The following is a 26,498-nucleotide window of genomic DNA, read 5'->3' on the forward strand; positions in this document are numbered from 1 at the left end:
ACCGTCCATAGAGAGAACCGCAGAAAACAGATGACCCGCAGCGTCACACGATGGGTTGAGTCGTTAAATCAGGATTTGAAGAACCTTGGATGTGATCTGGCTAAACATTTGGCTGTTGGGTGGCGCCTCTGTCGGAGCAATTTGTATTTGAATTCTAAATACCACCACGGACTTTCTGATTTGTGCCCTTCGGGTCTCTCGCGCCTAATCGGAACCCTATTGTTCAAGGTCCGATCATGGAAAACATTCGAGTCACTTCCCGCCCTGCGCTCTGGCTCCTGTTCAGCATTGTCCTGGTGGCCCTGAACCTGCGCCCTTCCATGGCCGCTGTCGGACCACTGCTCTCGGCGATTCGCGACGACATCCCACTGAGCTTCAGCCTGGCTTCACTGCTGACAATGTTGCCGGTGATGGCCATGGGGCTGGCGATGTTTGTCGGCCTGCGCGTCAGCCAGCGACTCGGCGATCAACGCACCGTGGTGTTCTCGTTGCTGATCATCGGCGTGGCCACGGTCTCGCGGTTGTTCCTTGATTCAGCCACGCAGTTGCTCCTCAGTGCGGTGCTGGCAGGCATCGGGATCGCCCTGATCCAGGCCCTGATGCCAGCGCTGATCAAATCCCGCTTCAGCGACCACGTTGCCCTGTGCATGGGGCTCTACGTCACGTCGATCATGGGCGGTGCCACCATTGGAGCTGCCTTTGCGCCACTGGTGATGGAGCGTACCGGCAGTTGGCGCATGGGCCTGGCGGTCTGGGCGGTTCTCGCCGTGCTGGCATTGTTGTTCTGGGGTACCCAACGGGTGCAGATACCGACACTGGATGCCAAGACCGCCAGTAACGGTTCGTTCTTCGCCAATTCCCGCGCATGGTTACTCGCGATCTTCTTTGGCCTGGGCACTGCGTCCTACACCTGTGTCCTCGCCTGGCTGGCGCCGTACTACGTGGAAAAGGGCTGGAGCGAACAGCACGCCGGATTGCTGCTCGGATTTCTGACCGCCATGGAAGTACTGTCGGGTCTGCTGACCCCGCTCATCGCCAATCGCAGCCGCGACCGCCGCGTCGTGCTGATGACATTGCTTGCACTGATCATCGCCGGTTTCTGCGGACTGATTCTGAGCCCCCGGCATCTGAGCCTGATGTGGCCATGCCTGCTGGGACTGGGCATTGGCGGCCTGTTCCCGATGAGCCTGATCGTATCGCTGGATCACCTGGACACCCCCTTGCGCGCCGGTGGCCTGACCGCGTTCGTGCAAGGCATCGGCTACCTGATCGCTGGCCTGTCGCCGTTGCTGGCGGGGATAATCCGCGACCAGCTCGGCAGCTTTGAATGGGCCTGGTGGTCGCTGACGGCGGTCATGGCGCTGATGATGCTGATGGTCTTGCGCTTCAACCCAAGGCACTACGCCCGCCATATTCACTGACCCGGAGACTGCCATGAAAACCACCGGTTTCGCCGTCGCTCACGCCAGCATGCTGCTGTGGGCCTTGTTGATCGCCGCATCGTTCACCGCAGCGGCGCAAGTCAGCCAGGCCATCGACCCAATCCTGCTGACCGGTTTGCGCCTGCTGTTTTGCGCATTGGTGTTTCTGCCGCTATTGCTGCTCAAGGGCGATACCGTCATGACCGTCCGCGGGCTGCTCGGCCACGCGGTGCTCGGCCTGCTGCTGGCGTTGTACTTCGGTTCGCTGTTCGAAGCATTGCGCTACACCTCGGCCGTCAACACCGGGACGATGTTCACGCTGGTGCCACTGATGACCCTGGGTTTCGAAGCCGTGCTGACACCGGACAACCGCCTGAAGCAACGGATTGTGCCGATGCTGCTCGCTGCTGCCGGGGCAGTGTTGCTGATCATGAAAGGCACCGGCCCCGGTGAGCTGCCATCGCCGTACGCACTGGCGGTGTACGGCAGCGGTTGCCTGGCGATGGCACTCTACGCCCCTCTCAGCCAACGCCTGAAAGCCAATAGCCTCAAAGGGCGCGGGCCGGTGCCCATGACGTTCTGGAACATGCTGTTCGGTGCGCTGTTTCTGCTGGTGTTCTGTGGACTCAGTGGCGGTTGGCGCTCGGCATCATTACTGACGCTCAACGATTTCTACTGGCTGATGTACCTGGCGGTGTTCGCCACCCTGGCGACGTTTTGGCTATTGCACCGGGCCATCGGCGTGATCGCGCCGTCCTCGGTGATTTCCTACATCTACCTGAGTACGCTGTTTATCACGATGTTTCACTGGCTCTGGGGGCGCCAGATGCCGCTGCCGCTGGAAATGGCCGGCGCGGCACTGGTGGGTGTCGGCATGTTCGCGCTGTTGATGTCCAGTCGCCGCGCCGTGTCGGCGATGGTCCGGAGCTGAAAGTCCCTTGGGCGAAACTTCCTGCGAGGCATTCTCCCTGCTCTCTCATTCCGCTAGGATCATTCGCTCACCCTTGCACACGGTCAGCGCAAGGGGCGCAGCGAGACGCAATGGATGCTGAACAGTAATTCGCTTAGAAAACTCGACATGCAGGACCTCTTGGTGTTCGTCGCCGTGTATGAGCAGAACAGCGTCACCGGCGTGTCCGAGACGCTTTGCGTCAGCCAGTCCACAGTGAGCTACTGCCTGAAAAAGCTGCGCGCCATTTTCGAAGACGAGCTATTCATCAATACCCGTACCGGCGGCATGCAGCCCACGGGCAAGGCCGGCGCGATGTATCCCCACGCGCTGAAAATCCTCCAGAGCATCAATCTGTGTCATGCCGGCTCACCCGCCTTCGACCCGAGCCTACAGCCCGTGACCTTCAACATCTGCGCACCGGAATATTTCGAGCAGTTGATCCTGCCGCGCTTGTTGAAAACCTTCGACCTCGCCGATCTTCCGGTGATGGTCAATGTGTTCAAACTCGAAGCCGATATCCCTGCCGAAGCGTTGCGCGACGGCAGCCTCGACCTGGTGATGTGCTTCGGTCCGAACTTTCATCGCCGTCACGTCGATTTCAAATCGCAGGCACTGCTCGAAGATGATCTGGTATGTGTGTTCGACAAACGCGCCACGCCGGCAGAACCACGCTTGAGCCTGCAAACCTATGTCGAACGTCGACACGTGTTCCCGACACCCTGGACGTCCGCGACCAACATGGTCGACGGCTGGCTCGCTCAGCAGGCACAACAGCGCCAGATCGTCGCACGCGCCAACAGCTACAGTGCAGCGCTGAAGCTGATTACCGGCACCGACTATGCCCTGACCCTGCCCCGGCGCATCCAGCGATTGTTGGCCAGTGCCGACACCTTCGATCACTGTGAAACACCGGAAGGCTTGCCGGGCTTCACCCTCGACATGCAGTGGAACCAGAGAGTTGATCAGGACAGCGCCAACACCTGGCTGCGAGAGCAAGTGATCCAGGCCTGCGTCGAGCAGGAAACGGCCTGATACTCAGTTGTTGATGGCGGTCTTGCTGTAGGAATCGCGATCGATGTCGAGAATCTCCACGCACAACTGGACTTCAACGCCGCTCGGCCACTCACACAGTTCCTGCACCACCGCCAGCAGGCTTTCGGAGAGCTGTTTCTTGATCTGTGCCGAACGACCACTCAACAGCGCCAGTTTTACTTCAACGATGCAACTCTAGAAGACGAAATTCGGCCGCAGACTTCGGAAGACGCCAGCGTGGCGACTCGTTCATTTGGCCATGCTTAATCTTTTTTAATCCACAAACAACTTACCTCAGCGAACGGCACTTTTTTGGTTTATTAGCTTGGCTCCGCCGCCCCCACCAATGCTAAATTACTATGGAGTTCCCTCTAACCGACGACACAGATAAGCTCGAGTTTGATACGGAAGCTCAATGGTTCCACACTCGCGAAGGTACGGATGTGTTTGGATCAGTCTCTGCAACTGTTCGGAAACTTTCGCCTTTTCGGTAGGAGGTAGGGCAGCGATAAAACTCACCGAGAGAAATCGGTCCATGATGACTTCCTTGGCGCTACCCGCATGGGTGTATGGGAAGCAGGTAAGTTCTGGTTCAGAAAAGTAACGCCCAGTGAATGCCAATTTCCAGTCCCCGGTATGAAAGCGTGGGGTATCGCCTTCGTACGGCGCGATGATGTCTGTGATGGCCGCAACCCAGTCCACCGACTCATCACGCACGTTCCAGATCAACCCCAACCGACCGTTCGGTTCAAGCACTCGGTGAATCTCGGCAAGGGCCGTTTCATTTGCAAACCAGTGGAAAGCCTGAGCGCATACCAGTGCTCGCGCTGCTCCGGAGTTGAGCGGGATGGATTCGGCCGTTCCCTCCAAGATCGTGATGTGCGGTAGATTCCCGGCAAACTCGGCTCGCATGGCTTCTATGGGCTCGACCGCTACGACATCAATCTCCATTGATCCCAATAACTGAGTGAATTTACCGGTGCCGGCTCCTAAATCAACTACCGTCGACCCCGGTTGAATTTCAAGTGTTTCTCTAAGCCAGGTAACCAGTTCGCGTGGATAGCTCGGGCGCCCCTTGGCATAAGTTCCAGCTTGCGATGAGTAGCCCAGTTGAGCAGCTTTCTGAATACCTGCCATGATTAGCAACCCGCTTTAATTAAGAGAGACCTGGTCAATTGAACCAGTGAAGCGCTACAGCTCATTGACCAATAGATGTCTTCGAATAAGATTCGCGATCGATGTCGAGAATCTCCACGCACAACTGGACTTCAACGCCGCTCGGCCACTCACACAGTTCCTGCACCACCGCCAGCAGGCTTTCGGAGAGTTGTTTCTTGATCTGTGCCGAACGACCACTCAACAGCGCCAGTTTCACATGCACGAACGCCCGCTCAGCCAATGCCGTTCCAACCTTGAATGTCTCGACCTTGACCGCGCGGCTCTTGATGTCGAATTCGGCAGCAAATTGACCGGAACCCACCAGCGTATTGTTCAACCGCATCAGTGCCACATCGGCATTCAGGTCAGTCAGGTTGGCGGTGTATTCCATGTGCAGGTGAGGCATGAGTTGACTCCTAAGGGAATGGAAAGGTCCTACGTATAACAGAGCGCCGCCCGATTCATTCGGGCAGCGGCAAAACTGCACGCTCACTCATGAACGCCTCCAGGCGCGAGCGCAACCAGCGTTCGGCAGGGTCGGTATCGACATGACTGAGCCAGACCATGGACAAGTCCAGGGTCGGCGTCTTGAACGGAAAGGGTTCCTTGAACAGCGTTCCCGATGCGGCCATCGCCTCGGCGGTGTAGTCCGGCAGACTGGCAATCAGGTCCGTCCCGGCGAGCAGTGCCGGCAACGAACTGTATTGCGGTACCGAGAGCACCACCTGGCGCGTGCGGCCGATTTCCGCCAGCCACTCGTCGGCGTAGCCGCTGACGTTAGCGGTATGGGACACCAGCACATGTGGTCGCGCGCAATATTCATCGAGGGTCAGCGGGGTGTCGCTGGCATCGGCGCGCAATATGCTGGGCTGGATGTGCCGCAGCAACTTGCGCTTGGCATTGGCCGGCAAGCCACGAGTCTGGCTGATACCCACCGTGATATCGCCGGACGCCAGCAAGTCGGGAATCCGCCAGTAATCGACATGCTGCACCACAAACACCACTTTGGGCGCTTCCTGGCGCAGAGTTCGCAGCAATGGCGGCAACAGGCCGAACTCGACATCGTCGGACAACCCGATGCGGAATGTCATCGTGCTGCTGGCCGGGTCAAAATCATGGGTCAGGCTCAAGGCCACGGACAAGGAATCCAGCGCCGGCGACAGGTGCCTGATGATCTCCTCCGCCCGCGCTGTCGGCTCCATGCGGTGGCCAACGCGGATGAACAGTGGATCATTGAACATCGCACGCAAGCGGTTGAGTGCAGAGCTGATGGTCGGCTGGCCGAGAAACAGCTTCTCCGCCACCCGAGTGACATTGCGCTCGAGCATCAGTGTTTCGAATACCACCATCAGGTTGATATCGGCCTTGCGAAGTTCGTTGCGATTCATCCACTGCCCCCAATCCCCAAATCTGCTGACAGTTTAGGTAGCTGGGGCAACTGCCGTCCATCCAACTCAAGTCCAACAGCCGGACGCGGTTCACGTTTAAGCAAGATGCCTGCCCACGCCTCGTCCTACAGCCCCTTCCTTTTTACCTGCACCTACTGGCAGTCAGCCCGTGGGTCCCTAAGCTCAGCGACGCACGAGGGGAATAACCAGCCTCGTCATCCAAAACATGCGTTATCAAAAGGAGCGGCACCATGGCCAGAGACAAAGCCAAAGACGACAAGCACTTCAACTGCACCCAGACCCACGAAGCCGACTACGTCGCCAGCCTGTACCCCCACGCCAGGGAAGAGGTCAAAACGTTCCTCGCCTCGGCCTGCAAGGACAAATCCCTGCACAACTCCACCCACAAGGACGTCTACGAACTGATCAAGAGAAAACTGGGTCATTCCCAGCCGTAAAACCGGTTGGGAACGAAGCTGCTCTGAACGAGCAGCTTCACCACCCTAAAGCTAGATTTCCTTGATCGGGGTCTGCTCGCAGGTCCCCTTGATCAAGTTGATTGCATGCACGCAATCGCCCTTGTTGACGTAAGACTCCCCGCTGGCAATGGTTTCATGATTCCCCGCCTTCAACCGCCACCGCCACTGGCCCCTGCCAGTCAGAAGGGTGCCGCGGATTTGCCTGTAAATCTCAAAATACATTGCTCACTCCTTGCAATTGCTGGTGACTGCAGGTCAGTGACCTGCGAAAGCCAGAGTAGAGGAGGAACTTTCAAGAAGACGTTTTTCAGTGTCAGGGGATATTTCGAGGAAAAAGCTTCGGCGTTCGCAACTCCAGGCTCCACTGAGTCCGCTACGCCGCCGTCATATGCACTCACATTGTAGGGTTCGCCGCGCCCAAGTCCGCCCGTTAGTCTTTGCCGCTGCAGCCTCTCTTTTTCATAACCCGAGCCGAAAAACATGAACGTCTTCGCCCTTCGCACGCTATGCCTGATGTTGATAGGCATGCCCGTCATTGTGCACGCCAATGAACCTGAGACACTCACCCTGATCACCTACGCCGACGGCACCCGCGGTATGAAGAACGCGATAGACCTCGATCCGCCCGGCCCCTCGCAGGGTGACTTGTTTGTCTTCGACCAGCCGCTGATGAACGAGCAGCGACAAGATATCGGCAGCAATAGCGGCTACTGCGTGAACACACTTCCCGAAAAACACAGCCAGTGCCAATGGACCCTGCTATTCAACGACGCGGCGGGCAAAACGGCCGCCAGTATCGTCGTGGCCGGACAGGAGCATGAAACAGGGCAGTCGATTGTCGCGGTGATTGGCGCCACAGGAGAATACGCCGGGTTCAGCGGTGAAATGAGTACGGAACCCAATCCCGATGGCACCTTCACGCAAATCCTGCAACTCTCGCGCAGCGCAAGATGAAACGAAAAAGCCCCGTAACTTTTCAGCTACGGGGCTTTTTCTATGTAATGGCGGAGAGATAGGGATTCGAACCCTAGGTACCGGTGAAGGTACAACGGATTTCGAATCCGTCCCATTCGGCCACTCTGGCATCTCTCCAACGGCGCGCATCATAACAACACTTTCGCCGGAAGCGAACCCCCTAAGCGAAATATTTCTGTGCTTTCAGATGCTTGCGTCGGTTAAAGCGGTACGCCCAGACGATTGGCGACTTCTTCGTAGGCTTCGATGACGTCACCGAGGCCCTGACGGAAGCGGTCCTTGTCCATTTTCTTGCCGGTTGCCTTGTCCCACAGGCGGCAGCCGTCCGGGCTGAATTCGTCGCCCAGGACGATGGAGCCATCGTGGAACACGCCGAATTCCAGCTTGAAGTCGACCAGCAGCAGGCCGGCGTCGTCGAACAGTTTGTTCAGGACTTCGTTGACCTTGAGCGACAGTTCTTTCATGCGAACCAGTTGCTCGGCGGTGCCCCAACCGAATGCCACGACGTGGGATTCGTTGATGAACGGGTCGCCCTTGGCGTCGTCCTTCAGGAACAGTTCGAAGGTGTAAGGGTTGAGCTTCATGCCCTCTTCGACACCCAGGCGCTTGACCAGGCTGCCAGCGGCGTAGTTACGCACGACGCACTCGACCGGGATCATATCCAGCTTCTTCACCAGGCACTCGTTGTCGCCCAGCAGTTTGTCGAATTGGGTCGGCACGCCGGCGGCTTCGAGCTTCTGCATGATGAAGGCGTTGAACTTGTTGTTCACCATGCCTTTGCGGTCGAGCTGTTCGATACGCTTGCCGTCGAACGCCGAAGTGTCGTTGCGAAACAGCAGGATCAAACGGTTAGCGTCGTCGGTCTTGTAAACCGACTTCGCTTTGCCGCGGTAGAGTTCTTCACGTTTTTCCATGATGGGCTCCGCTTGCTAAGTAGATGGGCTAGGCGATGTGACGCCAGTCGAGCCCTGAATCTTGATCGGCCAGTTGCAGCCAGTCCGGGTCGCACCCGAGGGTGTCGACAAAACATTGCCGGGCCAGCCGCGGCAGGTTGTTCTTACTGCTCAGATGGGCCAGGACCAGGTGTTGCAGGTCTTTCCAGCCCAACTCGGCCACCAGGAATGCCGCCTGATGGTTGTTCAAATGTCCCAGTTCACCGCCCACCCGTTGCTTGAGAAAGTACGGGTAGTGACCGCGAGCCAGCCTGTCACGGCAATGGTTGGACTCGATCATCAATGCATCGAGGTCGCGATAGCCGTCCAGCACCTTGTTGCAGTACGAGCCCAGGTCGGTCAGCAGGCCGAAACGCCGCTCCCCGTCACTGAACACGTATTGCGTCGGCTCCAAAGCATCATGGGCCACGGCAATGACGTCGATGCTCAAGTCGCCGACCTGCAGTTGCTCGCCGCCGGCCACAAAGCCTGCGGGTTCAATCGGTTTGCGCATCCCGCGCAAGGTCCCGCGACTGAGGTAGACAGGCAGATTGTAGCGCCGAGACAGCAAACCCACGCCATGCACGTGGTCGGCATGTTCGTGGGTCACGAGTATCGCGCTCAGCTGCGCAGGGTTCACACCCAGGCGCAGCAGGCGTTTTTCGGTTTCCCGCAGGGAAAAACCACAATCCACCAAGACATACGTATCAGCGCTGGCTATCAGCGTGCCGTTCCCTTGACTACCGCTGCCGAGAACGGCAAAACGCATAGGATCAGCCCAGGTTGTCTTGAATCTTGCTCAACACTTTACGCGCCACATCTGCCGGCGCCACGGTGTTTATGTTCTTCTCGACGGTGACCTGGACGTTCTCGCCAACCTTGCTCAGGCGAACCTGATAACGCTCGGCACGGGCTTCAAGCTCTTCCTTGCTCGGCGCGCTGCCGAACAGGCTGCTGAAGAAGCCTGGCTTGTCGTCTTTCTTCTCGGCTTTTTCGGCCAGGTTGATGTAGTACAGGCCCAGGCTGCGGTTGATGTCTTCAACACGCCATTCGCCTTGTTCCAGCGCACGACCGACGCTCGACCAGGCACGATCCAGGTCGGTACCGACGTTCAGCACAGGGTTGCCGCTGCCGTCTTCGCTCAGGCTGATACGGCTAGGCGCGTCGAAATCACGCGAAGCCAGCATCGAGACCGAGCCGCCCTTCTCCGAGATACGGCTCATGCTCGCGAGCATGTCGTCGACCAGTGCCGCGTCCAGGCCAGTGTTGACCGAACGGTTGGTGAAGGCCACGTCGGCGGTGCTGCCGGCAGGACGCTCGGCGCTGACCACATAGACTTCACTGGTGTTGCGCTGCACGCCCGGCTCGATACGCACCCGCACGCGGGTTTCGCTGTCGGTGCTGACGCCAGCCGCGCTCAGGCGCTTGGCGACAGCGGCGGACAGTTCGTCGGAATGCTGCCAGGTCGTGGTGAATTCGCCGGTTTGCGGGCGCTGTTCATCCATGCGGAAACCGTTGTCCTGGAAGAACTGAACGGCCACGGGCCAGACTTCGGCCGGCGGGTTCTGCGCCAGGATGGAGCTGGTGCCGCCGCTCTTCTGCAGCGAGTAGGCACTGGCGTCGGCAGCCGCTGTCAGCGGCTGAGGGCGAGGAACGATGTATTCGCCCGTGGCGGTGTCATCGGCCACGTTGCGCGGGATCGGCAACAGCGGATCCAGACGCTTGGCGGTACGGACATCCGGCGGTATTTGCATCGGTGCAGTCTGTTGCGCTTCCAGGTAGTCGCTACCACGGTCACGGAAATAACCTTCCGGGCCCCAGACCCATCCGCAGCCACTGGTGCTGGAGATAATCAAGGCAAGTGCGGAAAGTCCGGCCATTCGCTTCATGCGTTGTACTTCCTCAATTAAACCAGGACGCTGCACTGGCGCAGGGCCGTGCGAAGCGTTTCGTGACAAGGTGCGCTCAGCCAGGTCAGCGGCAGGCGAATACCTTCGTGCATCAGGCCCATTTCAACCAAAGCCCACTTCACCGGAATCGGGTTGGCTTCGATGAACAGGTCCTTGTGCAGCGGCATCAGTTTTTCGTTGATCGCCCGTGCAGTCTCGGCATCACCCTTGAGGGCGGCCTCGCACAGGTCGGCCATTTCACGCGGCGCGACGTTGGCGGTGACGGAGATGTTGCCCTTGCCGCCCATCAGGATCAGCTCGACCGCGGTCGGATCATCGCCAGAAAGAACGATGAAGTCCTTGCTGACGCCATCAAGGATGGCCTTGGCGCGCTTGAGGTCGCCGGTCGCTTCCTTGATGCCGATGATGTTCGGCACGGTGGACAGGCGAATCACGGTCTCGGCCTGCATGTCGCAGGAGGTGCGGCCGGGAACGTTATAGAGAATCTGCGGGATGTCGACCGCTTCGGCGATGTGCTTGAAGTGCAGGTACAGGCCTTCCTGGGTCGGCTTGTTGTAGTACGGCACGACCAGCAGGCAGGCGTCGGCGCCGGCTTCCTTGGCATTGCGGGTCAATTCGACGGCTTCGCGGGTCGAGTTGGCGCCGGTACCGGCAATCACCGGAATACGGCCATTGACCTGTTTGACTACCGCCTTGATGACGGCGATATGTTCATCGACATCAAGGGTTGCCGATTCGCCGGTAGTACCGACGGCGACAATGGCATGGGTGCCGTTTTCAAGGTGGAAGTCCACGAGTTTGCTGAGGCTGTCCCAGTCAAGACGACCCTGTGCATCCATGGGTGTGACCAGTGCCACCATACTGCCCGCAATCATGAAACCGCTCCTGCCGGAAAAAGAGAGCCGTAATGGTACTGGCGCCAAGATGCTTGCACAAGCGAAGTACTGTGCTGCCGCCATTCCCCTTGGCGCCGGTTTTCGCTACCCTTCAGACTTTGATCGGTACAGACAAGCTCGTCCGCCGGGTTTCAGCCTCCATTTTCGGCATCACAAGTCCTGATCCAGCCTTGCCACGTCTCGCTCCCGCCCTGCCGGAGCTCGTTGCAACCTGTCACTCGGGGCTTTCTGAGTTCGCATCCGCAGGCTCGCTCCCGGCAAATCAGCCCACTAACGTACCGACCGCTCATCGCTTTAGGAATGCTGCATGTCCACCCCCACAGTTCGCGAACAATTCCTTGTTATCAGTGCCCTCGGCGCCAACCCCATGGAGCTGACCAACGTCCTGTGCCGCGCCAGCCATGAAAATCGCTGCGCCGTTGTCACCTCCCGCCTGACCCGTCATGGCGAATGCAGTGCGCTGGTGCTGGAAATCTCCGGTAGCTGGGATGCCCTGGCGCGCCTGGAAGGCAGCCTGCCAGTGCTGGCCAAGCGGCATGCGTTCACGGTCAACGTGGTACGCAGCGCTGCCCTGGAAAACCGTCCCCAGGCTCTGCCGTACGTCGCTTATGTCAGCTCGGCCTACCGCTCGGACATCATCAACGAGCTGTGCCAGTTCTTCATGGACCACAATGTCGAACTGGAAAACCTGACCTGCGACACCTATCAGGCTCCGCAGACCGGCGGCACCATGCTCAACGCCACCTTCACCGTGACCTTGCCGGCCGGCGTGCAGATCAGCTGGCTGCGCGATCAGTTCCTGGATTTTGCCGACGCGCTGAACCTGGACGCGCTGATCGAACCCTGGCGCCCACAGAACCCAATGTAAGGAAGCTTTCATGGCCGTTGCCATCGACCAACCGGTTGCCGATTTCGAAGCCCCCGCCACCAGCGGGCAGACCGTTAGCCTCGCCGGCCTGAAGGGCAAGCAGGTAGTGATCTACTTCTACCCCAAGGACAGCACGCCGGGCTGCACGACTGAGGGGCAGGGCTTTCGTGATCAGTACGCCGCGTTCAAGGCCGCCAATACCGAAGTGTTCGGCGTGTCTCGCGACAGCCTGAAATCCCACGAGAACTTCAAGTGCAAGCAGGAATTCCCCTTTGAGCTGATCAGCGACAAGGACGAAGCAATCTGCCAGCTGTTCGACGTGATCAAGCTGAAAAAGCTCTACGGCAAGGAATACATGGGCGTGGATCGCAGCACGTTCCTGATCGACGCCAAAGGCGTGCTGCGCCAGGAATGGCGCGGCGTGAAGGTGCCGGGGCATGTTGATGCGGTTTTGGCTGCGGCTCAGGCACTGAATAAAGGCTGATGTATCTGGCGTCTGCTCAGACGCCTTCGCGAGCAAGCCCGCTCCCACAGGATTATTGGGCGATCCCGGGATTTGTGCCTGGCGGCAGTCCCCTGTAGGAGCTGGCTTGCCAGCGATGGCGGAGTGTCATGGTGAAGACAGTTGCTGCGCTGACCCGGTGGGAGCGGGCTTGCTCGCGAAGAGGCCATCAGCCTCACTGAAAATAAAGCCTGAACACTAAAGCAGCGGCGCCACCACCGGCTCCTTGCGCGGCCACGCATCCAGCACGGCCTTGAACAGCGTTGCCAGGGGAATCGCAAAGAATACCCCCCAGAAGCCCCACAGCCCGCCAAACAGCAGCACCGCGCAGATGATCGCAACCGGGTGCAGGTTGACCGCCTCCGAGAACAGCAAGGGCACCAGCACGTTGCCATCGAGCGTCTGAATGATCCCGTAGACCGCCATCAGGTAGATGAACTGATCGCTCCAGCCCCACTGGAACAGCGCAATCAGGAACACCGGCACAGTCACCACCACGGCGCCGACATAAGGCACCACCACCGAAATCCCCACCAGCAATGCCAGCAGCGCCGCGTAGTTGAGTTCAAGAACGACAAAGGCTATGTATGTCACGCCACCGCAAATGAAGATTTCGATGACCTTGCCGCGAATGTAGTTGGCGATCTGCCGATTCATTTCATGGGCGACCCGGGTGATCAGCGCCCGCTCACGAGGCAGGTAACCGCGCACCCACTGGCCGATCATGGCCCGATCCTTGAGGAAGAAAAACACCAGGATCGGCACCAGCACCAGGTAGATCATGATGTTCACCAGCAATGGCAGGCTCGACAGCGAAAACGTCAGCGCCCACTGACCAAACTTGCCGATTTCGCCCCGCACCACTTCGATGGCCTGCAACACCTGCTCATCAGACACCAGGTGCGGATAACGCTCGGGCAGCAGCAGCAACAGCGACTGCCACTTGGCGAGCATGCCGGGCAACTCGTTGAACAACGTGATCAGTTGATGCCACAGCAACGGCACGACCACCACGATAAACACCAGCAACAACCCCATGAACAACGCAAAGACCAGCCCCACCGCAACCCCGCCCGGCACCCGCAGGCGTTCGAGGGTCACCACCAGTCCCTGCATCAGGTACGCCAGCACCATGCCCGCGAGCACCGGCGCCAGCATACCGCCCAGGGTCAGTACGGCGGTGAACGCCAGAATCAGCAGGACAGCCAGCACCACCGCTTCTTCATCGGAAAAATAGCGCTGAATCCAGTCGCGTAACACTTTGAACATCAATAATCCTTAGGAGCAAACGCAGCCGATTTCAGGCTTTTTTCAACCAGTAGCGGTAAACACCGGCATCTTCTTCTTCACGAAGCAGGGTATGACCGGCCAATCGGGCAAAGGTGCGAAAGTCGCGCTGCGAACCTGCATCGGTGGCGATGACCTTGAGCACCGCGCCACTGGCCAACTTGTTGAGCTCCATCTTGGCCTTGAGCAATGGCAAGGGACAATTCAGGCCGCTGGCGTCCAGTTCAACGTCATGCTCTACAGCATCGGTCATTGCATCACTCCGGGTCAGGTGGTTGAGCTGCCTAGAATATCTGGTCGCAACGCCGGTGTCCGGCTACAGTAAGGTCTTTGTCGACTAAGGCTTTGTGCATGACATTTTTGCGCCCTACCCTGCTGACGCTCGCTTGCCTGCTCGCCTCACCGGGCTTCGCCGACGACCTGCCGTCACTCGGCGACGCCAGTTCTGCCATTGTCTCGCCTCAACAGGAATACCAGCTCGGTCGCGCCTGGCTGGCCATGTTGCGCAGTCAGGTTTCGCAGCTCAACGATCCGCAGCTCAAGGATTACGTGGAATCCAGCGTTTATCGACTGGTGGAGACCAGCCAGGTCACCGACCGGCGCCTTGAGTTCATCCTGATCAACAGCCCGCAGCTCAACGCCTTTGCGGCGCCGGGCGGGATCGTCGGGGTCAACGGTGGCTTGTTCCTCAACGCCCAGACCGAAGGCGAATATGCCTCGGTACTGGCGCACGAATTGGCTCACTTGTCGCAGCGCCACTTTGCCCGCGGCATCGAAGCACAGCAACGCATGCAAGTGCCGATGATGGCTGCATTGCTGGCCGGCATCGTGGTGGCCGCCGCAGGTGGCGGTGACGCCGGGATCGCAGCCATTGCCGGCACACAGGCCGCAGCCATCCAGGAACAGCGGAGGTTCTCCCGCCAGAACGAGCAGGAAGCCGACCGTATCGGCATCCTCAATCTGGAAAAGGCCGGTTACGATCCGCGCTCGATGCCAACCATGTTCGAGCGCCTGGGGCGTCAGTACCGCTACGATGCCAAGCCACCGGAATTCCTGCTGACTCACCCGGTCACCGAATCGCGTATCGCCGATACCCGCAACCGTGCCGAACAGTTTCCAATAGGCGGTATCGAAGACAGCATGCGCTACCAACTGATCCGCGCACGCGTGCAGCTGATCTATGAGGAAACCCCGGGGCTCGGCGCCAAGCGCTTCCGCGCCCAGCTCGACGAGAACCCGAAAAACGACGTGGCACGCTACGGCCTGGCGATCGCCCAGATCAAGGGCGGCCAGCTGAACGAAGCACGGGAAAACCTCAAGCAGTTGCTGACCAAGTCACCCAACGAAATCATTTACAACCTGGCTCAGGTCGATCTGGACATCACCAACAACCGACTGGCGGATGCCCAGTCCCGGGTTGACCGCTTGATGGCCCAGTACCCTGGCAACTACCCGCTGAACCAGGTGCGCGTCGACCTGCTGCTCAAGCAAAACCGTACTGCGGATGCGGAGAAAGCCCTCGAAGGCCTGCTCAAGTCGCGCCCGGATGATCCGGACGTGTGGTATCAGGTTGCCGAAACGCGCGGTCTGTCGGGCAACATCATCGGCCTGCATCAGGCTCGCGCCGAGTATTTTGCGCTGGTCGGAGACTACAAACAGGCCATCCAGCAACTGGACTTCGCCAAACGCAAGGCAGGCAGCAACTTCCCGCTGTCTTCGCGGATCGACGCGCGGCAACGCGAGCTGATGGAGCAGGAGCGCATGATCAAGGACATGATGGGCTGACGCCTCCGGAGACAAAAAGTCCGGACAAAAAAAACCGCCTCTTGCGAGGCGGTTTTTTATTCAGCCAACAACCGGATTATTCAGCCAGTTTGAAGGTGATGAAACTCGCACGCCCCTGGCGCAGCACCCGCATCGACACCGAGCGGTTCTTTGGCAACGCCTTGGCGATGTCCGCGAACTCCTTGGTGGAACCGATGGCCTGGTTGTTCAGGTGAGTGATCACATCACCTGGCTGCAGACCGATCATGGCGGCAGGACCGTCCTGCACTTCCTTGATCAGCACACCACCCTTGAGGTCGTAGGTTTTCTTTTGCTCATCAGTCAGCTCGACCACGGAAACCCCGAGGCGATTGCTGCTGCGCTCGATGCTGGATTTTGGCAGCGCATCCATCTCCGAGCCTTCTTCCGGAATTGAACCGACGGTCAGCTCGACATTCTTGCGCTTGCCGTCACGAATCACTTCCAGATTGGCCTTGGCACCTGCCTTCAACGCACCAACGAGGTGCGGCAGGTCGGCCGACATGACAATTGGCTGACCGTTCATGCTCAGGATCACGTCGCCAACCTGCAGGCCACCCTTGGCTGCCGGGCCATCATCCTGGATCTGGGCAACCAGCGCACCGGCCGGTTTCTCCAGACCGAACGACTCCGCCAGGTCCTTGCTCACTTCCTGAATCACGACGCCCAGCCAGCCACGGCTGACCTTGCCACCGGATTTCAGTTGATTGGAAACATCCATGGCCACGTCGATCGGGATCGCGAACGACACACCCATGAAGCCACCGGAGCGGGTATAGATCTGCGAGTTGATCCCGACCACCTCACCGTTCAGGTTGAACAGCGGGCCGCCCGAGTTACCCGGGTTGATCGGCACGTCGGTCTGGATGAACGGCACATAGTTTTCGTTCGGCAGGCTGCGACCGACGGCGCTGACGATGCCTTGGGTCACGGTGTGGTCAAAGCCGAATGGCGAGCCGATCGCGACCACCCACTGGCCCGCTTTCAGGTCCTGGGATTTACCGAGCTTGAGCACCGGCAGATCCTTGCCTTCGATTTTCAGCAGCGCCACGTCGGAACGTGGATCGGTCCCGACGAGCTTGGCTTTCATCTCGCTGCGATCAGCCAGGCGAACGAGGATTTCGTCAGCATCGGCGATCACGTGGTTGTTGGTCAGGATGTAGCCATCAGGAGAGATGATGAAACCCGAGCCCAGGGAAGTTGCCTCGCGCTGACGGTCACGAGGTGAACGCGATTGCGGCGGCATGCCCCGCTCGAAGAACTCGCGCAGCATTGGCGGCAAGCCTTCGAGGTCGGGCATCTGCTGCTGGCTGACTTTGCGATCCGGCAGCTTTTGCGTGGTACTGATGTTCACGACCGCAGGCGAGGCCTGTTCGACCAGTTGCGTAAAGTCAGGCAATTCGACCGCTTGGGCGGTGACCGTCTGACCGAGCACCAGCACGGTGGCAATAATGGAAAGGTAGGACTTCAAGCGTGGTATCGACATACGGCTCCCGTTACGACGAGCATGGTTAAGCGATATGGAGCAAGGAACACCGGGAACAATACGCCGGTATTTTTGTTCCGGGAACAACAAACAAGGCCAGAGCCGAGGGGCTCTGACCTATAAAAAATTTAAGGGATTTTTGCAAATTGAAATGCTCACGAAACATTTCGAATTTAGCTCACTGCTTGGTTGCAGTGGCGTCGGTACGCATCGAAAGCGCTATCCGTTCAGCGGTACCGACCGGTATCTCGCCGACGACGGTTACCATCATGTCACCCTGCGCCGTGGTCAAGCGCCGGGAAACCGCAACGGTCGGCCCCAACTGAGTACGGGTGTCGGTGACGGTTGCGCCATTCAACGGCTCAAGGAATACCGAAAAACGCGCGAGGCCATCGTCATACATCAGGCTATTGACCTGGGTTTTGGTCTGCGGATCCTTGCGCGCGGTGCTGCTGGTCAACTCGAAGCCGGGCGGCAACCAGTCGGAACGCCAGACCTGGGCAGTCTTGATGGCAGAGGCCCTGTCACTTTCGAGGTTGACTGGCTTGCAATCGTTACTGGCCTGCAGGTCGTTTTCGGAAGGAACGTCAGCCGTATCCAGTTGCGTAAACTGGAAGCGCTCCAGCAACCGCCCCTTGTCGTCCAACAGCAAAGACTTCAGAGGCAGGCCGGTTTCTTTATCCAGATGCAGTTCAAAACCGTAGCGGTGTTGATCTCGGGGTGTCAGCGATACGATCACCGCCGAACGCCCGGCGACACGCGACTTGCCGATGACAGCAAGGTCATACCAATTCTTGAGCTTTTGAGGATCGAGTGCACGGGCAGCGGAGTTGGGGGAGTCCCCCAGCCCTGCTATCAATGTACCGCTGACGCATTGAGTATGCCCATCAATGCGAACGACTTCCTGAGCGGAACCGTCGAGCTGAATCAATCGCTCGCGGACCTTTCCATCCTGGACACGGTGCCAGATGTTATGGGTAGAAAAACTACCGTTACGCTCGTAGACGAAAGTACCCTGAAAGCTTTGCTGCTGCTCTGCCTGGCCCAGGCGGGTCAACCAATCCTGGGCATCATCGGCTTGGGCTGGAACGATGAACCAGCCGCTGAGCAGAAGCGAAAGTAGAGGTAGGGCGCGCATGATCCTCCTTAACGGTTTTCCAGACTTGCGGCACGAGCGTAAGGCAGAGCGCTCTCAGTGCCTTTCAGTGCAGCCTGTTGAGCATGTTGGCGCAAGTAGCCTGGCAGACGCTGATCATGCCAGCCTGGTTGACCTTGCAAAACGCCATTGGCCATTGGGCCAGTAGCTTCCGAACTCTCATTGTAGCCTGCCAGAACAGCAGGGCCTTTTACTTGAGGAACGGCCAATGCGGGTTGAGTGGATTGCTGGGCCAGCTCGACACCAGCGATCTCATCCTGGTTGTACAGACGCACGCCAGCCAGTACCGCCAGGGTCACCGAGGCAGCGACCGCCAGACGACCCAGGCTGCGCCATGGACCGCGGGAAGCTTTTGCCGGCGAGGCTTCGTCAGCCAGGGCAGCGGAAACAGCCGCGGCGATGTCCAGGCGTGGAAGCAGCAGATCCTTGTGCATCACTGCCCGAGCGATCTGATAACGAGCCCATGTGTCACGGGTTTCAACATCGTCGCAGGCACTCAATACCCGACGCAATTCCAATTCGTCCGCTTCGTTATCCATCACTGCGGACAGCGATTCCTGCAGGGCTTCACGACTCATGGCGTTCCTCTCTTGGCTATCGCCGCTGTCTTTAGTTTTCCTGCAACAACGGCTGCAGGGCTTTATCGATGGCCTCCCGGGCGCGGAAGATCCGGGAGCGCACGGTGCCTACCGGACATTGCATGACACTCGCAATGTCCTCGTAACTCAGACCATCAAACTCACGTAAAGTTAAAGCCGTACGCAAATCTTCCGGCAGTTGCTGAATGGTTCGATGGACGGTGCCTTCGATCTCATCCCGCAGCAAAGCCCGTTCTGGCGACTCGAGATCCTTGAGGCCATGATCGCCATCGTAGAACTCTGCATCTTCGGAACTGACATCGCTATCCGGCGGCCGGCGGCCGCGTGAAACCAGATAGTTTTTCGCCGTGTTAATGGCGATGCGGTAAAGCCACGTATAAAACGCGCTGTCTCCGCGAAAATTTCCAAGTGCACGGTACGCCTTGATAAAGGCTTCTTGTGCCACATCCTGGGCTTCATGGGTGTCGTGCACAAAACGCACGATCAACCCGAGAATTTTGTGCTGGTATTTCAGCACTAGCAGATCGAAAGCACGCTTGTCGCCGCGCTGAACGCGCTCGACCAGTTGCTGATCCTCTTCCTGGGTTAGCATGAACACTCCTCGATGAGCTCGGAGGAGGCTTGCAGAAGTAAACCACCAGACTTGCAAACATAGACTCGTGCTTTTCGCAAAAGTTCTCCCCCTCCAGGCAAGTTTCCTGCGGGCTCTGATTTGGCACGCACGAAAAGCGCAGCGCGAGTTGACCCGGCTGCGCGAATAATCTTGTCATCGGATTCTTCGGCACGGATCGCACTGCAATCGCGCACTGAAGCCGACACTGTCCCTTGTTTCAGGCATCCGTCTATTGATCTTGGCCCTTTGGCAAAAGTTCCAAATATTTATAGCTGCGCCGAGCAGACATTGTGCAACCGTGAAGGGAAAAAGACTGTTAAATCGGCGATACAGTCATTCTCGCGCCTAACGGGCAGAAAAACATCCGACGAAGCGTCCGATGTTTTGCGTCACAGTAGTTTCACAATGCCATGCTAGCTCGGGTATTGTGCCGCTCCCCCCCTCTATATACTAGTGGGCTGTGCGGCTGACCTGAGTCGCCAATCCAGCTGCGCCACCCCCGACCCGGGTCGCTTTGAGCGGAATCCTGAAATGAGCCAACAGTTTCAACACGATGTGCTGGTAATTGGCAGCGGTGCTGCCGGCTTGAGCCTTGCGCTGACCTTGCCCGGTCATTTGCGCATTGCCGTTCTGAGCAAGGGCAACCTCGCCAATGGTTCGACTTTCTGGGCCCAGGGCGGCGTTGCAGCCGTGCTGGATGACACCGACACCGTTGAATCCCACGTCGATGACACGCTCAATGCCGGCGGCGGCCTGTGCCACGAGGATGCCGTGCGCTTCACTGTCGAGCACAGCAAGGAAGCGATTCAATGGCTGATCGACCAGGGCGTGCCCTTTACCCGCGATGAACAGTCGAGTACCGAAGATGGCGGGTTCGAGTTCCACCTGACCCGCGAGGGTGGTCACAGCCATCGGCGCATCATCCATGCCGCCGATGCCACGGGCGCTGCGATTTTCACCACCCTGCTCGATCAGGCCAGGAAACGATCGAACATCGAACTGCTGGAGCAGCGGGTTGCGGTTGACCTGATCACGGAGAAACGCCTGGGCCTGGAAGGTGATCGCTGCCTTGGCGCTTATGTGCTCAATCGCGGCACCGGCGAAGTCGACACCTATGGCGCGCGCTTTGTGATCCTCGCCTCCGGTGGTGCGGCCAAGGTCTACCTGTACACCAGTAACCCTGACGGTGCCTGCGGCGATGGCATCGCCATGGCCTGGCGCTCGGGCTGCCGGGTAGCGAACCTGGAATTCAACCAGTTCCACCCCACTTGCCTGTATCACCCGCAAGCCAAGAGCTTCCTGGTCACCGAAGCCCTGCGAGGCGAAGGTGCCCACCTGAAGCTGCCCAATGGCGAGCGCTTCATGCAGCGCTTCGATCCACGGGCGGAGTTGGCGCCACGGGACATCGTCGCCCGGGCCATCGACCATGAAATGAAGCGCCTGGGTGTCGACTGCGTCTACCTGGACATCAGCCACAAGCCTGAAGCCTTTATCAAGACGCACTTCCCGACGGTATACGAACGCTGCCTGGAGTTTTCCATCGACATCACCAAGCAACCGATTCCGGTGGTCCCGGCGGCGCACTACACCTGCGGCGGCGTGATGGTCGATCAACAGGGCCGTACCGATGTGCCGGGGCTGTACGCCATTGGCGAAACCAGTTTCACCGGCCTGCACGGCGCCAACCGCATGGCCAGCAACTCGCTGCTCGAATGCTTCGTCTACGCCCGCTCGGCGGCCGCGGACATTCTCGAACAGTTGCCCCGTGTTTCGCTGCCCGCCACCCTCCCCGCCTGGGATGCGAGCCAGGTCACCGACTCCGATGAAGACGTGATCATTGCGCACAACTGGGATGAGCTGCGGCGATTCATGTGGGACTACGTCGGCATCGTGCGCACCAACAAGCGTCTGCAACGGGCGCAACACCGCGTGCAACTGTTGCTGGATGAAATCGATGAGTTCTACAGCAACTACAAGGTCAGCCGGGATTTGATCGAGCTGCGCAACCTGGCTCAAGTGGCCGAGCTGATGATTCTGTCGGCCATGGAGCGCAAGGAAAGCCGTGGCCTGCATTACACCCTCGACTACCCGGACATGTTGCCGGTCGCGCTGGACACTATTCTGGTGCCGCCCACCTACGTCGGCTGAATTTGAGCCGGACCCGCAGGCGTCGGTGCACATCCGCCGCCTGCGAATCCCGGGGCACGCAAATGGCCCTGACCCGGCGCTCGCCACGCAGGCGGAAACGCAAAACCACAACCAACGGCAACGCCAGGCTGTCCGGTCGCAACTGTACGGGCTGCCAACCTTTCGCGCGACTCCACAACTGCCAACCATCGGCATCGCGCCGCAAGCCGCAAAAGGCCTGTGGGTGCGTCAGCAAGATCTGCCGGGACAACGACCAAAACCCATGAGCCAGGCACAGCACAACGCCGAGCGAACTGGCCCAGAGCGGAATCGACAGTAAAAACATAGAACCCAGCGCGAACAGCTGGGCCAGAAGATACGCCGCCAGCAACTGCCGTGAGGCATGCCAGCGGCATTCGAAGCCGTTACTTGGGCTGGACACGATCCAGGATCATGCGGACCATGCGTTGCAGCTCGGGATCCTCGGATTCGCTGCGTTCCATGAACCAGCCGAACATGTCCTGATCCTCACACGTCAGCAATCGGACGTACAACGCGCGATCCACCTCGTTGAGCGTTGCGTAAACCTCTTTCGTGAACGGCACCAGCAACACGTCAAGCTCAAGCATGCCACGGCGGCTGTGCCAAAAGAGGCGGTTCAGTTCAACATCTTCGACCATGGAGCGCTCCTCAAATAGGCCGCAAGTATACAGGCCCGCGCCCCGTCGAACAGTCGGCTTTGGTCGGGCACCGTCGAGCCTTTGTTAACTACCCATTTCGAAGGCGCCCCCTTATGATGTCCACCAGACTCTTTACCCTGCGATGACCCATGGCCGATTCTGCTTTTTTCTGCACCCTTTCTCATGAGGGTGTTCTCGCGGTCCGCGGCGCGGACGCCAGCAAATTCCTGCAAGGCCAACTGACTTGCAACCTCAATTACTTGAGCGAAACCCGGGCCAGCCTTGGTGCGCGCTGCACGCAAAAAGGCCGGATGCAATCGAGTTTCCGCATCCTGCTTGAAGGGGACGGCGTGGTCCTGGCCATGGCCACCGAGTTGCTCGAACCGCAACTGGCGGACCTGAAGAAATACGCGGTGTTTTCCAAGTCGAAACTGACCGACGAAAGTGCCGCCTGGGTCCGTTTCGGCGTTGACCATGGCGACGCTGCACTGGTCAGCCTCGGCCTGGACCTGCCGGCGGAAACCGACAGCGTCGTGCGCCACGATGGGCTGATCGCCACCCGTGTCTCGCCGCAACGCGCCGAGTTGTGGGTTGCCGCCGCTCAAGCCGATGCGGTCAAAGGCAAACTGGCGTCGGTACTGAGCGAAGGCGATCTGAATCAGTGGCTGCTGGGCCAGGTCCGCGCAGGGATCGGCCAGGTCATGCCCGGCACCCGCGAGTTGTTCATCCCGCAGATGCTCAACCTGCAAGCGGTCGGCGGTGTGAGCTTCAAGAAAGGCTGCTACACCGGGCAGGAAATCGTCGCGCGGATGCAGTACCTGGGCAAACTCAAGCGCCGCCTGTATCGCCTGCAACTGACTGCCAGCGAGCTGCCTGAACCAGGTATCGCGCTGTTTTCCCCAACCCACGGCAGCTCCATTGGCGAAGTGGTGCTGGCTGCCCGCACCGGGCAAAACGTTGAACTCCTGGCTGTGTTGCAAGCCGAAGCAGCAGAAAGTGGAGACATCCACCTGGGCGCGCTCGAAGGGCCGTCCTTGCAGCTGCTCGACCTGCCTTATGAACTGGACCGCGATCGCGAAATCCAGCAATAACGGCAGCACTTGGTGCAACACCTAGAGAGACTAAATGAGCGAGCTGGCGGAAAAGGTCCAACAGGATTTGGTTGAGGCCATCAATAACGATGACCTGGTTCTGCCAACGTTACCGGAAGTGGCCCTGCAGATTCGCAAGGCCGCGGAAAACCCGGAAGTCAGCGTCAGTACCCTGAGCAAAGTGATCGGCCGTGATACCGCGCTGTCGGCACGCCTGATCAAAGTGGTCAACAGCCCGCTGTTGCGCGCGACTCAGGAAGTGACCGACCTGCATACCGCGATCACTCGCCTGGGCATCAACTACAGCTGCAATCTGGCGATCGGCCTGGTCATGGAGCAGATTTTCCATGCCCGCTCCGACGTGGTGGAACAGAAGATGCGCGAAGTCTGGCGCAAAAGCCTGGAAATCGCTGGCGTCAGCTATGCCCTGTGCCGCAATCACACCCGGCTCAAGCCCGACCAGGCCGCCCTTGGCGGGCTGGTGCATCAGATCGGCGTGCTGCCGATCCTGACCTACGCCGAAGATCACTATGAGCTTCTGTCCGACCCGGTCAGCCTCAACCATGTGATCGACCAGATTCATCCTCTGATCGGCGAAAAACTGCTCAGGGTCTGGGAATTTCCCGACATGCTGGTGCAAGTGCCACAGCTATACCTGAACTTCAAGCGCCAGTCTGCGCAGGTCGACTATGTGGATCTGGTGCAGGTGGCCAGCCTGTATTGCCTGCGGGATACCGAACATCCACTCTCCAGTCTCGATGCCTTGAATGTGCCGGCCTTCAGGACGCTCGGAATCGATTTTGACGACGAGGCGACGTGCGCTGATCTGGAAAAAACACGCACGATGTTTTACTGAGCATTGTGGCGAGGGGGCTTGCCCCCGTTGGGCTGCGAAGCGGCCCCAAAACCTGCGACCGTGTAAGCCAGGCACACCGCATAGTCAGGATTTACGACTGCTACGCAGCCGAACGGGGGCAAGCCCCCTCGCCACAATGGGATTGATCAATCCCCCGCCACAAAACTCACCCGCACCTTCAACCCCGCGTGCTCACCATCATGCAAGCTGATCTGCGCCAGATGCGCGCGGCAGATCTCGCCGACAATCGCCAATCCCAACCCTGAACCGGCCACTTGCTGATTGCGTCGGTAAAAACGCTCGAACACCCGACTGCGTTCCTCAACCGGGATACCCGGCCCATCATCTTCGACTTCCAGCACGGCGGGCGCCGAGACACGCAAAATCACATTGCCGCCCGGTGGCGTGTGAGCCAGTGCGTTATCCACCAGATTGCTCAACAGTTCGTTCAACAGCGTCGGCTCGCCCCGCAACCAGACAGGCTCATCCGCCTCCAGCGCCAGCGCGATCCCGCGCTTATGGGCCAACGGCGCCATGGCCATGCCCAGCTCCCGCGCCAACTGACTCAAGTCGAGTAATTGCGCGCCGCCCTCGGCAATCGCCCGGGCGCCATTTTCCACCCGTGCCAGGGACAGCAACTGATTGGCCAGATGGGTCAAGCGATCGGTGCCCTGGGCGGCTGTCTCCAGCGTACTGCGCCAGGTATCGGGCTCGGCCGAACGCATGCCCAGTTCCAGCCGCGCCTTGAGCGCCGCCAGAGGCGTGCGCAGTTCGTGGGCGGCATCGGCAATGAATTGCGCCTGCTTCTCGAACTGCCCGCGCAAGCGCTCGGTAAAGTGATTGAGTGCACGCACCAGCGGCCACAATTCGCGCTGCACCTCCACCAATGGCAAGGGACGCAGATCGTCCGGCTGACGTTCTTCCACCGCCGTGCGCAAGCGCTCCAGCGGACGCAACGCGGCACTCACCGCAAACCACACCAGCATCAACGCACCGATGGCCAGCATGCCCAGGCGCAGCAAGGTGTCGGCCGCCAGGCTGCGGGCCATGCTGACCCGCGCTTCATCGGTTTCCGCCACGCGGATTTCCGCCATGCCGTTCATGTTCGGCTCGCTCACCGGCTTGAGCAGGCTCACCACCCGCACGTTCTGCCCGCGGTACTGGGCGTTGTAGAAACGCGCCAGCGCCGGATAGTCATCGGTGCGCGGCGTTCCCGGCGGTGGCGCGGGCAGGTTTTCGTAACCGGAAATCAGCTTCTGATTGATGTCGTTGACCAGATAGAAAATGCGCCCGGCACTGTCGTAGGCAAACGTATCGAGGGCCACATAGGGCACGTCGGCACTCAGGGTGCCATCGCGCTGGGAGACACCGGCGGCGATGGTCCGCGCCGAGGCCAGCAGGGTCCGGTCATAGGCCGTGTCGGCGGCTTCACGACCGTTCCAGTAGGCGCTCAAACCACTGGCCAGCATCAACACCACCAACAACAGCGCCAGGTTCCACAACAACCGCCAGCGCAGGCTGCTGGGCTTATGCATCGCGGCTTTCCAGCAAGTAACCGAGGCCGCGGAAGGTCACGATGGCGACTGGCTGGCCATCGAGTTTCTTGCGCAGGCGGTGCACATAGATTTCGATCGCATCGGGGCTGGCCTCTTCATCGAGACCGAATACTTGCGACGCCAATTGCTCCTTGCTCATCACCCGACCGGGACGTGCGATCAGGGCTTCGAGTACCGCTTGTTCGCGGGAAGTCAGGGTCAGCAATTCTTCGCCGAGGGTGAAGCGCCGGGTTTCCAGGTCATAGGCCAGCACACCGCAACGCTGAATGCGTTCACCGCCCAGCACACTGCGACGCAGCAAGGCTTTGACCCGGGCTTCGAGTTCGGTCAGTTCGAAGGGCTTGGCCAGGTAATCGTCGGCGCCGAGGTTCAGGCCGTGGACCCGATCCTTGACGTCGCTGCGGGCGGTCAGCATCAGCACCGGCAGGTTCTTGCCCCGCGCCCGCAAACGCGCCAGCACTTCAAAACCATCCATGCGCGGCAAGCCGACGTCGAGGATCGCCATGGCGTATTCCTCGCTGCCCAGCGCCAGGTCGGCTGCCACGCCATCGTGCAGGACATCCACGGTCAGCCCGGTGCTCTTGAGCGCCTGGGCGACACTTTCGGCGAGCTGCAAATGGTCTTCGACGAGCAGGACACGCATGGATCTTTACCTCATTCAGGGATGGTCGACGCCATTCTTTGGCGCGAAGTTTACAGCCGCATCCGCCGCTGTGAAGCCCGAAAACCGT

29 protein-coding genes, 1 tRNA gene and 1 pseudogene are annotated in these 26,498 nt (G+C 59.3%); 11 read left to right on the forward strand and 20 right to left on the reverse strand.

All coding sequences use genetic code 11. The features are described from left to right. Positions 1–236: 236 nt before the first annotated feature. The 3 genes from KGA88_RS12845 (at position 237) to KGA88_RS12855 (ending at position 3,405) form a co-directional block, all read left to right on the forward strand. The gene (locus KGA88_RS12845; protein WP_223591436.1) at positions 237–1,421 is read left to right on the forward strand and encodes a cyanate transporter; all 1,185 of its coding nucleotides are present in this window, start codon (positions 237–239) and stop codon (positions 1,419–1,421) included. Positions 1,422–1,434: 13 nt separating this feature from the next. After that, positions 1,435–2,352: a DMT family transporter gene (locus KGA88_RS12850; protein WP_110658530.1), complete on the forward strand. Its 918-nt coding sequence runs from the start codon at positions 1,435–1,437 to the stop codon at positions 2,350–2,352. Positions 2,353–2,466: 114 nt separating this feature from the next. Further along, on the forward strand, positions 2,467–3,405 hold the full coding sequence (locus KGA88_RS12855; protein ID WP_110658531.1) for a LysR family transcriptional regulator: 939 nt from the start codon (positions 2,467–2,469) through the stop codon (positions 3,403–3,405). A 3-nt stretch (positions 3,406–3,408) separates the two neighbouring features. Here KGA88_RS12855 and KGA88_RS12860 read toward each other — a convergent pair. The 4 genes and pseudogenes from KGA88_RS12860 to KGA88_RS12875 form a co-directional block, all read right to left on the reverse strand. Beyond that, a pseudogene (locus KGA88_RS12860) lies at positions 3,409–3,591 on the reverse strand (5-carboxymethyl-2-hydroxymuconate isomerase); the annotation flags it as partial. Positions 3,592–3,762: 171 nt separating this feature from the next. Beyond that, positions 3,763–4,542, reverse strand: coding sequence for a class I SAM-dependent methyltransferase (locus KGA88_RS12865; protein WP_223591438.1), 780 nt, complete (start codon positions 4,540–4,542; stop codon positions 3,763–3,765). Positions 4,543–4,603: 61 nt separating this feature from the next. Continuing rightward, on the reverse strand, positions 4,604–4,969 hold the full coding sequence (locus tag KGA88_RS12870) for a 5-carboxymethyl-2-hydroxymuconate Delta-isomerase (RefSeq protein WP_223591440.1): 366 nt from the start codon (positions 4,967–4,969) through the stop codon (positions 4,604–4,606). Between the two features lie 55 nt (positions 4,970–5,024). Continuing rightward, positions 5,025–5,951, reverse strand: coding sequence for a LysR substrate-binding domain-containing protein (locus KGA88_RS12875; RefSeq protein ID WP_223591442.1), 927 nt, complete (start codon positions 5,949–5,951; stop codon positions 5,025–5,027). Between the two features lie 251 nt (positions 5,952–6,202). Between KGA88_RS12875 and KGA88_RS12880 the strand changes: the two genes are divergently transcribed. After that, complete coding sequence (locus tag KGA88_RS12880; RefSeq protein WP_223591445.1) at positions 6,203–6,409, forward strand: hypothetical protein; 207 nt, start codon at positions 6,203–6,205, stop codon at positions 6,407–6,409. Positions 6,410–6,460: 51 nt separating this feature from the next. Here KGA88_RS12880 and KGA88_RS12885 read toward each other — a convergent pair whose 3' ends face one another. Continuing rightward, the gene (locus KGA88_RS12885; RefSeq protein ID WP_110658535.1) at positions 6,461–6,652 is read right to left on the reverse strand and encodes a YegP family protein; all 192 of its coding nucleotides are present in this window, start codon (positions 6,650–6,652) and stop codon (positions 6,461–6,463) included. A 258-nt stretch (positions 6,653–6,910) separates the two neighbouring features. Here KGA88_RS12885 and KGA88_RS12890 point away from each other — a divergent pair, with 258 nt between their 5' ends. Beyond that, on the forward strand, positions 6,911–7,384 hold the full coding sequence (locus KGA88_RS12890; RefSeq protein WP_110658536.1) for a hypothetical protein: 474 nt from the start codon (positions 6,911–6,913) through the stop codon (positions 7,382–7,384). Between the two features lie 48 nt (positions 7,385–7,432). On the opposite strand, the gene KGA88_RS12895 is transcribed toward KGA88_RS12890, so the two are convergent. From KGA88_RS12895 to dapA, 5 genes are all read right to left on the reverse strand, one after another. Next, positions 7,433–7,522 (reverse strand) — tRNA-Ser (locus KGA88_RS12895). An 83-nt stretch (positions 7,523–7,605) separates the two neighbouring features. After that, the gene (gene purC, locus KGA88_RS12900; RefSeq protein ID WP_093413164.1) at positions 7,606–8,319 is read right to left on the reverse strand and encodes a phosphoribosylaminoimidazolesuccinocarboxamide synthase; all 714 of its coding nucleotides are present in this window, start codon (positions 8,317–8,319) and stop codon (positions 7,606–7,608) included. A 28-nt stretch (positions 8,320–8,347) separates the two neighbouring features. Beyond that, a complete protein-coding gene (locus KGA88_RS12905; protein ID WP_223591448.1) occupies positions 8,348–9,106 on the reverse strand; it encodes an MBL fold metallo-hydrolase in 759 nt (252 codons plus the stop codon). A 4-nt stretch (positions 9,107–9,110) separates the two neighbouring features. Then, positions 9,111–10,226 carry an outer membrane protein assembly factor BamC gene (bamC, locus tag KGA88_RS12910; protein ID WP_110658538.1) on the reverse strand — a complete coding sequence of 372 codons (1,116 nt, stop codon included), beginning with the start codon at positions 10,224–10,226 and terminating at the stop codon, positions 9,111–9,113. A 17-nt stretch (positions 10,227–10,243) separates the two neighbouring features. Next, positions 10,244–11,122, reverse strand: coding sequence for a 4-hydroxy-tetrahydrodipicolinate synthase (dapA, locus tag KGA88_RS12915; protein ID WP_007979774.1), 879 nt, complete (start codon positions 11,120–11,122; stop codon positions 10,244–10,246). Positions 11,123–11,450: 328 nt separating this feature from the next. Between dapA and KGA88_RS12920 the strand changes: the two genes are divergently transcribed. After that, positions 11,451–12,011, forward strand: coding sequence for a glycine cleavage system protein R (locus KGA88_RS12920; protein WP_007979776.1), 561 nt, complete (start codon positions 11,451–11,453; stop codon positions 12,009–12,011). Between the two features lie 10 nt (positions 12,012–12,021). After that, complete coding sequence (locus KGA88_RS12925) at positions 12,022–12,495, forward strand: peroxiredoxin (RefSeq protein WP_223591450.1); 474 nt, start codon at positions 12,022–12,024, stop codon at positions 12,493–12,495. 216 nt (positions 12,496–12,711) lie between these two features. Here KGA88_RS12925 and KGA88_RS12930 read toward each other — a convergent pair whose 3' ends face one another. Together KGA88_RS12930 and KGA88_RS12935 are read right to left on the reverse strand one after the other, a co-directional pair. Further along, positions 12,712–13,782 carry an AI-2E family transporter gene (locus tag KGA88_RS12930; protein ID WP_223591452.1) on the reverse strand — a complete coding sequence of 357 codons (1,071 nt, stop codon included), beginning with the start codon at positions 13,780–13,782 and terminating at the stop codon, positions 12,712–12,714. A gap of 31 nt (positions 13,783–13,813) precedes the next feature. After that, positions 13,814–14,053 carry a sulfurtransferase TusA family protein gene (locus KGA88_RS12935; protein WP_110659961.1) on the reverse strand — a complete coding sequence of 80 codons (240 nt, stop codon included), beginning with the start codon at positions 14,051–14,053 and terminating at the stop codon, positions 13,814–13,816. A gap of 98 nt (positions 14,054–14,151) precedes the next feature. On the opposite strand from KGA88_RS12935, the gene KGA88_RS12940 reads away from it, so the two are divergent. Continuing rightward, complete coding sequence (locus KGA88_RS12940; protein ID WP_223591454.1) at positions 14,152–15,585, forward strand: M48 family metalloprotease; 1,434 nt, start codon at positions 14,152–14,154, stop codon at positions 15,583–15,585. A gap of 76 nt (positions 15,586–15,661) precedes the next feature. Here KGA88_RS12940 and KGA88_RS12945 read toward each other — a convergent pair whose 3' ends face one another. The 4 genes from KGA88_RS12945 to rpoE form a co-directional block, all read right to left on the reverse strand. Then, positions 15,662–17,089: a DegQ family serine endoprotease gene (locus KGA88_RS12945; protein WP_110659959.1), complete on the reverse strand. Its 1,428-nt coding sequence runs from the start codon at positions 17,087–17,089 to the stop codon at positions 15,662–15,664. 178 nt (positions 17,090–17,267) lie between these two features. Beyond that, positions 17,268–18,227 carry a MucB/RseB C-terminal domain-containing protein gene (locus KGA88_RS12950; protein ID WP_223591456.1) on the reverse strand — a complete coding sequence of 320 codons (960 nt, stop codon included), beginning with the start codon at positions 18,225–18,227 and terminating at the stop codon, positions 17,268–17,270. 8 nt (positions 18,228–18,235) lie between these two features. Further along, positions 18,236–18,823 (reverse strand): sigma-E factor negative regulatory protein, encoded by a 588-nt coding sequence (locus KGA88_RS12955; protein ID WP_110659957.1) that lies wholly within the window; start codon positions 18,821–18,823, stop codon positions 18,236–18,238. 31 nt (positions 18,824–18,854) lie between these two features. Then, complete coding sequence (gene rpoE / locus KGA88_RS12960) at positions 18,855–19,436, reverse strand: RNA polymerase sigma factor RpoE (RefSeq protein ID WP_003172477.1); 582 nt, start codon at positions 19,434–19,436, stop codon at positions 18,855–18,857. 552 nt (positions 19,437–19,988) lie between these two features. On the opposite strand from rpoE, the gene nadB reads away from it, so the two are divergent. Next, positions 19,989–21,605: an L-aspartate oxidase gene (gene nadB, locus KGA88_RS12965; protein WP_223591458.1), complete on the forward strand. Its 1,617-nt coding sequence runs from the start codon at positions 19,989–19,991 to the stop codon at positions 21,603–21,605. Here nadB and KGA88_RS12970 read toward each other — a convergent pair. Together KGA88_RS12970 and KGA88_RS12975 are read right to left on the reverse strand one after the other, a co-directional pair. Next, entirely contained in the window at positions 21,574–22,026 is a 453-nt protein-coding gene (locus tag KGA88_RS12970) for a protein YgfX (RefSeq protein WP_223591460.1), read from the reverse strand. The two genes, nadB and KGA88_RS12970, sit on opposite strands and share 32 nt — an antisense overlap. Continuing rightward, on the reverse strand, positions 22,010–22,264 hold the full coding sequence (locus KGA88_RS12975; protein WP_007979797.1) for a succinate dehydrogenase assembly factor 2: 255 nt from the start codon (positions 22,262–22,264) through the stop codon (positions 22,010–22,012). The genes KGA88_RS12970 and KGA88_RS12975 overlap by 17 nt, the downstream gene beginning before the upstream one ends. A 149-nt stretch (positions 22,265–22,413) precedes the next feature. On the opposite strand from KGA88_RS12975, the gene KGA88_RS12980 reads away from it, so the two are divergent. Together KGA88_RS12980 and KGA88_RS12985 are read left to right on the forward strand one after the other, a co-directional pair. Then, positions 22,414–23,355 carry a YgfZ/GcvT domain-containing protein gene (locus KGA88_RS12980; RefSeq protein ID WP_223591462.1) on the forward strand — a complete coding sequence of 314 codons (942 nt, stop codon included), beginning with the start codon at positions 22,414–22,416 and terminating at the stop codon, positions 23,353–23,355. Between the two features lie 34 nt (positions 23,356–23,389). Next, complete coding sequence (locus KGA88_RS12985) at positions 23,390–24,211, forward strand: HDOD domain-containing protein (protein ID WP_223591464.1); 822 nt, start codon at positions 23,390–23,392, stop codon at positions 24,209–24,211. Between the two features lie 146 nt (positions 24,212–24,357). Here KGA88_RS12985 and KGA88_RS12990 read toward each other — a convergent pair whose 3' ends face one another. Beyond that, complete coding sequence (locus tag KGA88_RS12990; protein ID WP_223591466.1) at positions 24,358–25,746, reverse strand: sensor histidine kinase; 1,389 nt, start codon at positions 25,744–25,746, stop codon at positions 24,358–24,360. Continuing rightward, positions 25,739–26,410 carry a response regulator gene (locus KGA88_RS12995; RefSeq protein ID WP_007979804.1) on the reverse strand — a complete coding sequence of 224 codons (672 nt, stop codon included), beginning with the start codon at positions 26,408–26,410 and terminating at the stop codon, positions 25,739–25,741. Before KGA88_RS12995 ends, KGA88_RS12990 begins: the two co-directional genes overlap by 8 nt. Positions 26,411–26,498: the final 88 nt, after the last annotated feature.

It is taken from the genome of Pseudomonas sp. A-R-19 (assembly GCF_019956575.1).
Lineage (GTDB): Bacteria > Pseudomonadota > Gammaproteobacteria > Pseudomonadales > Pseudomonadaceae > Aquipseudomonas.

Excerpts from the sequence above, each read along its gene's own strand:
- KGA88_RS12865 (WP_223591438.1), bottom strand. The coding sequence starts at position 4,542 with ATGGCAGGTATTCAGAAAGCTGCTCAACTGGGCTACTCATCGCAAGCT.
- KGA88_RS12945 (WP_110659959.1), bottom strand. The coding sequence starts at position 17,089 with ATGTCGATACCACGCTTGAAGTCCTACCTTTCCATTATTGCCACCGTG.
- KGA88_RS12850 (WP_110658530.1), top strand. The coding sequence starts at position 1,435 with ATGAAAACCACCGGTTTCGCCGTCGCTCACGCCAGCATGCTGCTGTGG.
- KGA88_RS12920 (WP_007979776.1), top strand. The coding sequence starts at position 11,451 with ATGTCCACCCCCACAGTTCGCGAACAATTCCTTGTTATCAGTGCCCTC.
- KGA88_RS12940 (WP_223591454.1), top strand. The coding sequence starts at position 14,152 with ATGACATTTTTGCGCCCTACCCTGCTGACGCTCGCTTGCCTGCTCGCC.
- KGA88_RS12880 (WP_223591445.1), top strand. The coding sequence starts at position 6,203 with ATGGCCAGAGACAAAGCCAAAGACGACAAGCACTTCAACTGCACCCAG.
- rpoE (WP_003172477.1), bottom strand. The coding sequence starts at position 19,436 with ATGCTAACCCAGGAAGAGGATCAGCAACTGGTCGAGCGCGTTCAGCGC.
- KGA88_RS12855 (WP_110658531.1), top strand. The coding sequence starts at position 2,467 with ATGCTGAACAGTAATTCGCTTAGAAAACTCGACATGCAGGACCTCTTG.
- KGA88_RS12930 (WP_223591452.1), bottom strand. The coding sequence starts at position 13,782 with ATGTTCAAAGTGTTACGCGACTGGATTCAGCGCTATTTTTCCGATGAA.
- KGA88_RS12990 (WP_223591466.1), bottom strand. The coding sequence starts at position 25,746 with ATGCATAAGCCCAGCAGCCTGCGCTGGCGGTTGTTGTGGAACCTGGCG.
- KGA88_RS12935 (WP_110659961.1), bottom strand. The coding sequence starts at position 14,053 with ATGACCGATGCTGTAGAGCATGACGTTGAACTGGACGCCAGCGGCCTG.
- KGA88_RS12975 (WP_007979797.1), bottom strand. The coding sequence starts at position 22,264 with ATGGTCGAAGATGTTGAACTGAACCGCCTCTTTTGGCACAGCCGCCGT.
- KGA88_RS12985 (WP_223591464.1), top strand. The coding sequence starts at position 23,390 with ATGAGCGAGCTGGCGGAAAAGGTCCAACAGGATTTGGTTGAGGCCATC.
- KGA88_RS12905 (WP_223591448.1), bottom strand. The coding sequence starts at position 9,106 with ATGCGTTTTGCCGTTCTCGGCAGCGGTAGTCAAGGGAACGGCACGCTG.
- KGA88_RS12875 (WP_223591442.1), bottom strand. The coding sequence starts at position 5,951 with ATGAATCGCAACGAACTTCGCAAGGCCGATATCAACCTGATGGTGGTA.
- KGA88_RS12925 (WP_223591450.1), top strand. The coding sequence starts at position 12,022 with ATGGCCGTTGCCATCGACCAACCGGTTGCCGATTTCGAAGCCCCCGCC.
- bamC (WP_110658538.1), bottom strand. The coding sequence starts at position 10,226 with ATGAAGCGAATGGCCGGACTTTCCGCACTTGCCTTGATTATCTCCAGC.
- KGA88_RS12980 (WP_223591462.1), top strand. The coding sequence starts at position 22,414 with ATGGCCGATTCTGCTTTTTTCTGCACCCTTTCTCATGAGGGTGTTCTC.
- KGA88_RS12870 (WP_223591440.1), bottom strand. The coding sequence starts at position 4,969 with ATGCCTCACCTGCACATGGAATACACCGCCAACCTGACTGACCTGAAT.
- purC (WP_093413164.1), bottom strand. The coding sequence starts at position 8,319 with ATGGAAAAACGTGAAGAACTCTACCGCGGCAAAGCGAAGTCGGTTTAC.
- KGA88_RS12995 (WP_007979804.1), bottom strand. The coding sequence starts at position 26,410 with ATGCGTGTCCTGCTCGTCGAAGACCATTTGCAGCTCGCCGAAAGTGTC.
- KGA88_RS12845 (WP_223591436.1), top strand. The coding sequence starts at position 237 with ATGGAAAACATTCGAGTCACTTCCCGCCCTGCGCTCTGGCTCCTGTTC.
- KGA88_RS12885 (WP_110658535.1), bottom strand. The coding sequence starts at position 6,652 with ATGTATTTTGAGATTTACAGGCAAATCCGCGGCACCCTTCTGACTGGC.
- KGA88_RS12890 (WP_110658536.1), top strand. The coding sequence starts at position 6,911 with ATGAACGTCTTCGCCCTTCGCACGCTATGCCTGATGTTGATAGGCATG.
- dapA (WP_007979774.1), bottom strand. The coding sequence starts at position 11,122 with ATGATTGCGGGCAGTATGGTGGCACTGGTCACACCCATGGATGCACAG.
- nadB (WP_223591458.1), top strand. The coding sequence starts at position 19,989 with ATGAGCCAACAGTTTCAACACGATGTGCTGGTAATTGGCAGCGGTGCT.
- KGA88_RS12955 (WP_110659957.1), bottom strand. The coding sequence starts at position 18,823 with ATGAGTCGTGAAGCCCTGCAGGAATCGCTGTCCGCAGTGATGGATAAC.
- KGA88_RS12950 (WP_223591456.1), bottom strand. The coding sequence starts at position 18,227 with ATGCGCGCCCTACCTCTACTTTCGCTTCTGCTCAGCGGCTGGTTCATC.